The organism is Mesorhizobium sp. M7D.F.Ca.US.004.01.2.1 (genome assembly GCF_003997785.1).
Lineage (GTDB): Bacteria > Pseudomonadota > Alphaproteobacteria > Rhizobiales > Rhizobiaceae > Mesorhizobium > Mesorhizobium loti.
Genome location: NZ_RZRQ01000244.1, coordinates 1 through 8,915, shown reverse-complemented (window position 1 = coordinate 8,915; position 8,915 = coordinate 1). Strand labels below are relative to the sequence as shown.

General features: G+C 64.5%; 5 protein-coding genes and 1 pseudogene. All 6 read right to left on the bottom strand.

From position 1 onward, the window contains the following. Positions 1 to 342, bottom strand: a pseudogene (locus EN993_RS25805) (diguanylate cyclase); the annotation flags it as partial. 165 nt (positions 343 to 507) lie between these two features. Further along, a complete protein-coding gene (locus EN993_RS25800) occupies positions 508 to 1,863 on the bottom strand; it encodes an MmgE/PrpD family protein (protein ID WP_127265172.1) in 1,356 nt (451 codons plus the stop codon). Positions 1,864 to 1,880: 17 nt separating this feature from the next. Further along, on the bottom strand, positions 1,881 to 3,587 hold the full coding sequence (locus tag EN993_RS25795) for a thiamine pyrophosphate-dependent enzyme (protein ID WP_127265171.1): 1,707 nt from the start codon (positions 3,585 to 3,587) through the stop codon (positions 1,881 to 1,883). 86 nt (positions 3,588 to 3,673) lie between these two features. Beyond that, entirely contained in the window at positions 3,674 to 4,573 is a 900-nt protein-coding gene (locus EN993_RS25790) for a LysR substrate-binding domain-containing protein (protein ID WP_126068700.1), read from the bottom strand. A 98-nt stretch (positions 4,574 to 4,671) separates the two neighbouring features. Next, a complete protein-coding gene (locus EN993_RS25785; RefSeq protein ID WP_127265170.1) occupies positions 4,672 to 7,089 on the bottom strand; it encodes an FAD-dependent oxidoreductase in 2,418 nt (805 codons plus the stop codon). Between the two features lie 37 nt (positions 7,090 to 7,126). After that, a complete protein-coding gene (locus EN993_RS25780) occupies positions 7,127 to 8,647 on the bottom strand; it encodes a trimethylamine methyltransferase family protein (protein ID WP_126068702.1) in 1,521 nt (506 codons plus the stop codon). Between the last annotated feature and the right edge of the window lie 268 nt (positions 8,648 to 8,915).

Sequence of the window (8,915 nt, the reverse complement as noted above, 5' to 3'; positions counted from 1 at the left end):
AAGCAGGATCGGCTTGAAGGTGAATTCGTTGGTGTATTTGACCAGCGGTTCCAGCGTTTGCCGAGTGACGTTGGCCATTTCCGACCAGTCATAGGTCCGCGGATCCTTCTGTTCCTTGACGCTGGTCGCGACTTTCAGCACGCCGCCCTTTTTCGGCTCCTCGGCCCGCGCAACCGTCGGCGCGGCGAGGCCAAGCATTGCGTAGGCGGCTGCGGTCGTTGCGCCGAATGCACTGGCGATCGCCAGGAACTCGCGCCGGTCGACCGCGCCTGCCTTGGCGCTCTCGGCCATCGCCGTGACGAAATCAGGAATGCGGCCGCCATTGCTCTTGAACATTGTCATTGCGTTCTCCCCTTGGTTTCAATCCCTGATGCGCTGTTGATTGCAGCGGCCTTGTTGGTTCATCGTAGACATTGGCCGGCGCGATGGGATCGAAAAGGATTCAGCGCCGGCTGAGAATAATTCCGTCCGGCGCCGCGATAGCGATTGTCCGTGCCCTGGCAGGCTTCAGCGGTCGAGAGGCGCGACGGCCAGATCGATCAGCCGGCCAAGCCCTTGGCTGTCCAGGGCGTCGAAGGACAGCGCCATCGCTTCCATCTCGTTGGCCCGGTCCTTGCCGATCAGCCCGTCGGTGAAAGTCGCATATTTCTGGTGAAACTCGTCGTCGCTCATCGGGTTGTCGCGATCACCTTTCGGCGTGCGCGGCTCCGACATGATTTCGCGTCCGTCCTTCAGGTAGAGCGTCACGTCGGCCCAGCGCTTGCCGACGCTGATGCGGGTATAGTGCTCGGTCTCCACCAATTCGGTGGCGTTGGAAATGCGACGGATCTCTTCGTCCTGCAGAACTTGCGGCAGCAGCTCCTGCGGTCCGATCTTGCCGCGCACGATCATCGTCGCGACCGGGAACGCGATCGAATAGCTCATCTCGTCCAGCGTCTTCGGATTGTGGCCGGCAAGCCGCACCGCATAGTGGAAGGTCTGGATGCGCACGCGCGCGACATCCTCGCTGGAAAGCCTGTTGTCACGCATCAGGTCGCGTGCGGCATCGATCGATGGATGGGCCCAACGGCAGACCGGATAGGGTTTGTACGAGGTATCCTCGACGACGCGCCAGGCTTGGCCGAGATCGCTCCACCAGGGTGCGGCGGCTTTGCCTTCGGCTGTGATCGCCGGTGCCCCGGTGAAGCCGAGTTCCGCCATATAGGCCGCCATGACGCCGGACGGCGCGCCCCAGCCGACGCCGTCGCGCAGCATGGTCGGGAAATCGATGCAGCGCATCATCTGGCTGCGCGGACCGTGGTATTCGGCAATCCCCGCGGCATGGCGCGTCTGCTCCTGGCTGAGCCGCAGCAGCCGGGACACTCCGGCCGCCACGCCGACCGCGGTCCACGCCCCGGAGGTGTGATAGTCGGGCACGGTGCCGTGCAGGGTCAGCCCGGCGCGGTAGGAAACCTCATAGGCGATGGCCAGCGCAACCATCAGCTCTTCGCCGGAGAGTGCGGCGCCCGAGGCCCTGAGCGAATCCGCAACGGCGAGCAGGGCCGGAAACACCGCCGAGCCGGCATGGCCCTTGCAAGGGCTAGTGGTGTCATGCCCATCGATGGAATCGATCGTGAAGGCGCCGGCAAAGGCCGCACCCGCTGGGCTGACCGGGCGCCCGTCGAAGATCATCCGGGCCGCGATTTCGGGCGACGAACGCCACAGCCGATCGGCGATTGTCTTGGTGATCGACGATATCTCCGTCGTCGAACCCACCGCCGCCACGCCAAGCGTATCGGCAAAACTGCGCCTCAGCACGGCGCGCATCGCTTCGGGAATGGCGTCGTATGTCAGGCTGCCGGCAAACTCGGAAAAGCTGGTCACGTTAAAACCTCCCACATTCAATTCGACAGACGCTGCCTGACGGTGCGCCGGCTGTTCAAGGCGGACACCGTCATATTCGGGCCAAGGTGATCGGCGCCGACCTTGACGTGGATGACCGCCGCCTTGCCGCTGGCCAGAGCGCGTTCGAACGCCGGCTCGAAATCGTCGGTCGCTTCCACCGTTTCACCATGGCCGCCATAGCCGATCGCCACGGTTGCGAACTCCGGATTGGTGAGGCCGGTGCCGGAATTGCGGCCGGGAAAGGCGCGTTCCTGGTGCATGCGGATGGTGCCGTAGGAACGGTTGTCGACGACGATGAAGATCGGATCGAGACCGTACTGGATCGCGGTGGCGAACTCCTGGCCGTTCATCAGGAAGTCGCCGTCACCCCCGATATAGATGGCCGGCGCATCTGGATCGGCGATCTTGGCGGCAACCGCTGCCGGCACGCCAAAGCCCATGGCGCCGCACACCGGCGCCAGCGCGCCGCGAAACCGGCGATAGCGGAAGTGGATGTTGGGCCAGTCGGAGGCATTGCCGGCACCCGTGGTCATGAAGGCATCGGCCGGCAGCCGCTGGCTCAGGAACCGCATGACAGCGCCCATGTCGACGGGGCCGGGCTGCACGGCAAGGTCGAGCATGGCCAGGTAGCGCTGCCTTGCCAAGGCCCGGATCGCGGCGCGCCCTGGAGTGCCGCCGGGTGCCGCGATGGCCGCCAGGGCCGCCAGGGCAACAGCAAAGGCATTGGGGTCGGCCTGTACCAGAAGATCGGCCTGATAGAGCCGGCCAAGCTCCTCGGCGCCGGGATGCACGTGCACCAGCCGGCAGTGCGCAACGGGCGATGGTATCAGCGAGAATTTCAGCGTCGTGCCGTCACCCAGCCGGGATCCGACGGCAAGGATGAGGTCAGCTTGCCGGCAATAGTCGTTGGGCATCGGCGCGCCGCCGAAACCAAGGTTGCCGATGTAGTTTGGATGATCGTGTGGAAACAGGCCCTGGCGGCGGAAGCCGACGGCGACGGGAAGGCTGAAGTTTTCAGCTGCCCGGATGATGGCGTCATGGCCGGCTTGCGTCCAGTTGGCGCCGCCAAGCAACAGCAGTGGCCGCTTGGCGCGTGCCAGCATGGTTTCGATCGCGGCCATGTCGGCGGCCAGCGGCGCGACGGGCGTCGCCATCGCCGGTTTCAGGTCCGGCGTGTCGCATTCGGCCTTGAGCATGTCTTCCGGCAGGACCAGAACGACAGGGCCGGGGCGGCCGGAGATCGCAGTTCGCCAGGCCCGGTTGACGTATTCGGGGATGCGCGACGGGTGATCGATTTCCGCCACCCACTTGCACATCGGCCCAAAGACGCGGCGATAGTCGAGTTCCTGGAAGGCTTCGCGGTCACGGTGCGCGGTCGAAATCTGTCCGACCAGAAGGATGAGCGGCGTCGATCCTTGATAGGCCGCATGCAGGCCGATCGCGGCGTTCATCGCGCCCGGGCCACGGGTGACGAAACAGACGCCCGGCTCGCCGGTGGCGTCGGCGTAGGCGCCCGCCATGAAGCAGGCGCCGCCCTCGTGGCGACAGGTGATGTAGCGGATCAGATTGGCGCGCTGCCACAGCGCATCGAGCGCGGTCAGATAGCTTTCGCCCGGCACGCCGAAGACGGCCTTGCAGCTGTTTTGCAACAGAGCGCTGATGAGTATCTGACCGCCGTTTCGCAAGATCGCCCCGCTTTTCATGGCGACCCTAGGGGCACGTCCAAAGCGTCTCAATCGAATAAAATTTCGCTGCGGATGAATTGATTTCGACCGGTGGCGAAAGCCCGTCAGTCGCTGCGAAGGCTGGTACTGAGCGACAGCAGCCAGGCCTTGAAATGCTTGACGCGGGCGAGACCGGCCGAGCGCTTCGGTGCGATGAAGTAATAGGCGCCGCCGGTTGGCACGTCCTCGGCAAAGGGGGCGATCAGCGAGCCGCGCTTCAGCAGGAGATCGCCATAAGGTCGGCGGTTCATCGCCACGCCCATGCCTTCGCTTGCGGCAAGCAAGGCGTGCGAGCGGGAATCGAACATCAGTTTCGGCACCTGGTTCGAGCCCGCAACGCCCATTTTCTCGAACCAGAAATCCCATTCATGCGGCACGTATTCGCAGCCGATCAGCCGCCGCCCAATCAGGTCCTCCGGCGTCTCGATCGGCCCGTTGTGACGCAGATAGTCCGGCGAGACGACCGGCGCGATAACCTCGTCGATCAGCTTCTCGCACATGTGTTCCGCCGGCGCCGTCATGGCATAGCGAATGTCGATGTCGATGCTGGAGCCGGAGAATTCGATGTCGTCCGGCTTGGTGATCAGCTTGACGGTGATCTCGGGGTTGGACGACAGGAAATCGTCCAGCTGCGGGATCAGCCACATCTGCGCCAGCGACTGGAACAGATGGATGGTCAACCCGCCATTCTTGGTGTCCTGCATCACCGACAGTGTGCTCGCCTCGATGCGGTCCAGCGCGTCGCCCAGCCCTTCCAGATATTTTTCACCGATCTCGGTGAGCTTCAGGCCGGTCTGCTCGCGCAGGAAAAGCCTGGCGCTGACAAAGGTCTCCAGCGACTTGATCTGATGGCTGACGGCGGAACTCGAAATCAGCAGTTCTTCGGCGGCGTCGGCCAGGCTGCCGGCCCGAGCCGCCGCCTCGAAGGCTCGCAACGCGGCAAAGGGAGGTAACCGCCTTGCCATCTTCGCTAACTCCTCCGCGCGCCGGAACCCACTGCTCCAGCGCGGCACCTATAGGGGTTTTCAAGAGGCGGTGGAAGATTGGAGGCCAAACCGCAACGTCACGCCCGCATGCGCAGCCCTTCCGGGTCGTAGCGCGGGCCGTCCGAAACCGACGCGGCACGGCGCTTGCCGTTGATCTCGACCTCGAAGCCGGCGCCGCTATCGACAACCTGCGATTTGAGATAGCCAAGTGCCAGGCTTTCATTCGTTGTGTAGCCATAGGCGCCCGACGTGACATAACCGACATAGACATCGTCGCGGAACACCGGCTCGCCGCCGCTGCAATCGGCGTCATCGGCATCGACGGACAAGGTGACGAAGCGCTCGGCAGCGCCCTGCGAACGATGTTTGCGTGCCGCTTCCTCGCCGATGAAGCCGGAGCGTTTCCAGTCGACGAAACGGTCCATGCCGGTCTCCATGATCGTGTAGTCCGGCGCCAGATCGAGCCCCCAGCTCTTGAAGGCTTTTTCGATGCGCAGGCTCGCCAGCGCCCGGCTGCCGGCCGGCACCAGGCCAAGGCCGGCGCCGGCGCGCAACAGCGCATCGTAGAGGCCGGCCTGGTACATTGCGGGCGTGTAGATCTCGTAGCCGAGCTCGCCTGAAAACGAGACCCTGAGCACGATCGCATCGGTCGCCGCCTCGAGTTCCATGCGCCTGACCGACAGGAACGGAAACGCATCGTTCGACACATCGCTGTGCGTTATCCCGGCCAGAATCTGCCGCGCGTTCGGCCCGGCGAGCATTAGCCCGGTCCAGCCGTCGGACAGGTTCTCGACCGAAATGCCTGGCGTCTTGTGCGCATCGAACCAGCGCATGTGCTGGCCCTGCATTGTGCCGGCGCCAAGCAGGAGATAGCTGCCATCGTCGAGCTTAGACACGGTCAGGTCGCCGATCAGCCGGCCTTTTTCCGACAGCATCGGCGACAGCGCCACAGCGCCGGGCCGTTCGGGAATCCGTCCCGCCAGCAGCCACCGCAGCCAGCCGCAGGCGGCCTCGCCCGAGATGCGGTATTTGGCGAAGGTGGATATTTCGAACAGGCCGGCAGCACTGCGCACCGCCTTGCATTCCTCGCCAACCGTCTTCCACCAGTTCTGCCTGCTATAGCCGAAGATGTCGCGCTGTTCGTCGCCAGGCCGCGCAAACCACAGCGGCTGCTCCCACCCATTGTTGAAGCCGAAGACGGCGCCCCTGGCCTTCTGTGCGGCGTAGGCGGGAAATGTCCGCAACGGCCGGCCGGCGGCGCATTCGAGATGCGGGTAGGGGCGCTCCTGCCGGTTCTCGTAGTAATATTTGGTCCGTTCGAAGGTGAAGCGCTTGCCGGCCCAGCGGCCGAAGCGGGCGACGTCCCAGAAATTCACGTCCATCTCCGGCTCGCCGTCGACGATCCATTCCGAGATCACCTTGCCGATGCCGGCGCCCTGGTTCAGGCCGCTCATCACGCCGCAGGCGCAGAAATAGTTCTTCAGCTCCGGATGCGGTCCCAGCAGCGGCCCAAGGTCTGGCGAAAAGATCATCGGTCCGTTGATGACGCGCTTGATGCCGGCCTCGCCGAGGCACGGCATGCGGTCCATCGCCACCTCGAAATTGCGATCCATGCGGGCCAGGTCGTTGGGCAGCAGTTCGTGGCCGAAGTCGAGCGGCGTGCCGTCGAAGGCCCAGTGATGGCAGGTGCTTTCATAGGCGCCGAGCAGGATGCCCTTGCCTTCCTGACGTGAATAATAGCCGGCTTCGCTCTCGCCGATGGTCGGCAACTCATGGTCCATCGCTTCGATTTCGGGGATCGCTTCGGTCACCAGATAGTGATGTTCGACCGGCAGCAGCGGCAGCTTGATGCCGGCCAGCGCGCCGACCTCGCGCGCCCACAAGCCGGCGGCGTTGACGACGAATTCGGCGTGGATGGTGCCATCAGGCGTTTCGACGTCCCAGCCGCCATCGGCGCGCGGCGTCGTCGCCGTCACGGGTGTGTGGCGGTGGATTTTCGCGCCGAGCTTGCGCGCCGCAGCGGCAAACGCATTGGTCGCCGAGGACGGATCGACATGGCCCTTGATCGGCTCCCACAGCACCGCCTTGAGGTTTTTGGTGTCGAGGATCGGCGCTCGGTCCTTGGCTTCCTCGAAAGTGATCCATTCCGCCTCGACGCCATTGCGCCGCGCGCGGGCCCGGGCAATCGCCAGCGTCGTGACCTCGTCGTTCGATGCCGCCAGATGCATGCCGCCGGTCGGATGGTAGCCGACGGCCTGTCCGCTCTCGCGCTCGATCTCCGGATAGAGATTGATCGTGTAGACCTGCAGCCGCTGGGCATTGGAGGGCCTGGTCAGCGAGAACAGATTGCCGGCGGCATGCCAGGTCGAGCCGGATGTCAGTTCCGAGCGCTCCAGCAGCACCACATCCTTCCAGCCCTTTTTGGCCAGGTGATAGAGGATGGCGCAGCCGGTTATCCCACCGCCGATCACCACTACGCGGGCATGTGTATCCATTCCGTCAGAAATCCACTTTTGCTGTTTTCAAAGGGTGCTAGCGCAGGGCTTCGAGCTCGATCTTGCGCCGAGCGACATAGTCCTCGAGCTCTTCGATCACGGCCGGGTCGATGGCGGGCGCCTCATACTCGTTGACCATCTGCTTCCAGATGCCGTTGGCGCGACGGGCGGCGTCGGGGCTGCCCTTGTCCTGCCAGTTCTCGAAGTTCGACCAGTCGGAAACCAGCGGCTTGTAGAAGGCGTTCTCGTAGCGCGCCAGCGTGTGCGCCGTGCCGAAGAAGTGGCCGCCGGGACCGACCTCCTTGATCGAGTCGAGGCCGATCGTATCGGCGTTGACGGTGAGCGGCGTCATCCAGGCGCACATCATGCGCACCATCTCGATGTCGAGGATGAACTTCTCGTAGGAGCCGACCAGGCCGCCCTCCAGCCATCCGGCGCCATGGTTGAAGACGCTTGCGTGGCCGGTCAGCGCGCCCCACAGCGACATCATGGATTCGTAGGCCGCCTGCGCGTCCGGCGCGTTCGATGCGTTGACGTTGGACGAGCGCCACGGCAGGCCGTAGCGGCGCGCCATCTGGCCGGTGGCCTGCGCGCCGAGCGTGAATTCGGGCGTGCCGAAGGCCGGCGATCCGGTCTTCATGTCGGCATTGCAGATGAAGCCGCCATAAATGTAGGGGCAGCCGGGGCGGATGATCTGGGTCAGCGCGCAGCAGGCCAGCGTTTCGGCATTCTGCATCACCAGCGCGCCGGCGACAGTGGCCGGCGCCATCGCGCCGGCCAGGCCGAAGGGCGTCACGCATACGACCTGTCCGAGCCGCGCATATTCGATGACGCCTTGCGCGATTTCGCCGTCGAGCACCAGCGGCGTGTTGGTGTTGGTGTTGACGAAGAACACCGGATTGGCGGCGAGGCTGTCCTCGTCCTCGCCATACCAGATCTTGGCCATCTCGATGGCGTCGCGGGCGCGGTGGCGGCCGATGGTCAGCGGCTTCCACGGCTTGTCCGAAAGCTTGCAGCAGGCGAGGTAGAAATCGAGATAGCGTGTGTCGGCCGGCAGGTCCTGTGCCTCGACGCTGGTGCCGCCCTCGATCTGCAGCACGTCGGTCATATGCGTCATCTTCAGGAAGTTTTCCTGGTCGCGAAACGTGCCGGCGCGGCGTCCGTGGTCGAGATCGGACACGAAGGGCGGGCCGCTGACCGCCGTGAAGGCGACCTGGCCCTGGCCCATGAACAGCTTCTTGGCCGGATCGCGGCCACGCACGGTGACGACCGGCGGCGCCTTGGCGACCAGCGCCAGCAGGCCCTCGCGATCGAAGACGACACGTTCGGTGGCGTGGTCGACGGCAAAGCCGGCGCTGGCGAAGAGTTTTCGCGTTTCCTCGTCCTGGATGCGCATGCCGACATCCTCGAGCACTGACATCGAAGCGTCGTGTATCGCCTCGATCTGCTCTGCGGTCAGCACCTCGATCGGGGCATGCGGGTTGCGCAGCTGCAACCATTCCCTGGAGAATTCCAGTCTGCCGTCGCGCACCCTGCGCACTCTGGCCGTCGTTCGCATGCTTCCCCGCAGAGGTTCGATCTCAGGCGGCGAGTTGAGGAGCTTTGGCCACGAACGGCAATTGAAAACGCTTCAGCCGGCAATGAGGCGATTTCGTCGCCTGCGGTCAGCCCGAAACGGAGTGGTCAAGCGGCGAGGGGCATGCCTGCTGGTCGGAGGCCTCAGTCCTTCGCCCGCTCCACATAGGCGCCATCAGCCGTCATCACCACCACGCATGGAAGCCAACTACGACTTCGCCGCCACCGGCGCATACTCCAGCGCCACAACG